This is a genomic window from Gammaproteobacteria bacterium (assembly GCA_003696665.1).
In the GTDB taxonomy this organism is placed as follows: domain Bacteria; phylum Pseudomonadota; class Gammaproteobacteria; order Enterobacterales.
Genome location: RFGJ01000235.1, coordinates 1 through 1,202, shown reverse-complemented (window position 1 = coordinate 1,202; position 1,202 = coordinate 1). Strand labels below are relative to the sequence as shown.

Below are 1,202 nucleotides of genomic sequence, written 5' to 3'. Positions count from 1 at the left end.
GCAATGCCTTGTCGAGCCACAGTCCCGACAATGACTAAGTCGGCGTTGAATTCTCGGGCGGCCTCTGCGATGACATGTGGCGTTTCACCATTGCGTGTTTCGACACATTTACTTGCGATACCGTACTTTTCGGCCAGTGCTACGGTTTGTTCGTGATGTTGCTTTTCCAGATCGAGGAGGTATTCATCCTGATAGATGCCTGTGCCGTCCAAGGAGATGCCCAGTGGGACAACAGAATAAGCGTTGACGACTTTAATTTCAGCGTCAAAACACTGTGCCATGAACCGAGTGTAGGCCAACACTCGGGCATCAAGTTTTTGGTAGATCTCGTCAACATAGACTGAACTGACTGCTGCGACAATACGTTGCGGCGCTGCATTGGTCTGACCATGTGTCAGCCAGACTGGGGTTGGGCATTTGCGCAGCAAATGCCAATCAGTGGGCGTAAAAATCAAGGTTTTGAGACGTGAGTGATGACGGCTTTCCTTGATGACAAGATCGGCCTTATGTTTTAAGACTGTACGGATAATGCCAACAAAGGGGTGTTCCTCCCAATCTATCACTCGTTCGGTGACAACATCTTTCGCGTTGTATTTTTCAATCAATTGATCGATGTAGGCGTGCTTGTCTGTCTCGAGTGCTGCACGAATGGCAGGCCCTTTTTCAGGATCCTTCAGCATTGCCACGCCTTCAATTTGTTCTGCGCCTCTGAGGTACGCCACAATGTGACCACCTGTACGCTTCGATAGCTCAAGGCCTCGTTCAAGTGCTGCTTCGTCTTTGTCGTGTTGTTGCAATACGACAACGATTTTGTTTACCGACTCCATTTTATTTGCCTCAGCCACTCAATCCATTTTCATGTTGGATCAAGTATTCCGAGTTTGCAAATCTTACGGCTTCCGTGTCAGCAAGTGAAAACGTATCGACAGCAAGATGGCGGCTGTCACCAGGCCCGCAACCAGTCCATACCAATAGCCGCGAGCCTGCAGTGTTTCTGCGAGGTGGTTGCCTAGACCAAAGCCGACAAGCCAATATGCAATAAAGCTGATCAGCATCGGAATGAAGGTGTCGTGAAAACCGCGCAATACGCCGGCAAGCGTCACCTGGATGCCGTCACAGAGTTGAAACAAGGCAGCAATACTCAACAGACTGACCACCACGTTCAGGACACCTGGGTCGCTTGTATAGATCCGGCCGATGTG

At 49.9% G+C, this 1,202-nt stretch carries 2 protein-coding genes; both read right to left on the bottom strand.

The features are described from left to right. The coding region (locus D6694_06775; protein ID RMH43709.1) for a hypothetical protein at nucleotides 1-827 on the bottom strand (827 nt) is incomplete at its 3' end. A gap of 63 nt (nucleotides 828-890) precedes the next feature. Beyond that, nucleotides 891-1,202 (bottom strand): MATE family efflux transporter (locus tag D6694_06770; GenBank protein ID RMH43708.1); only part of this gene is annotated, 312 nt, incomplete at its 5' end.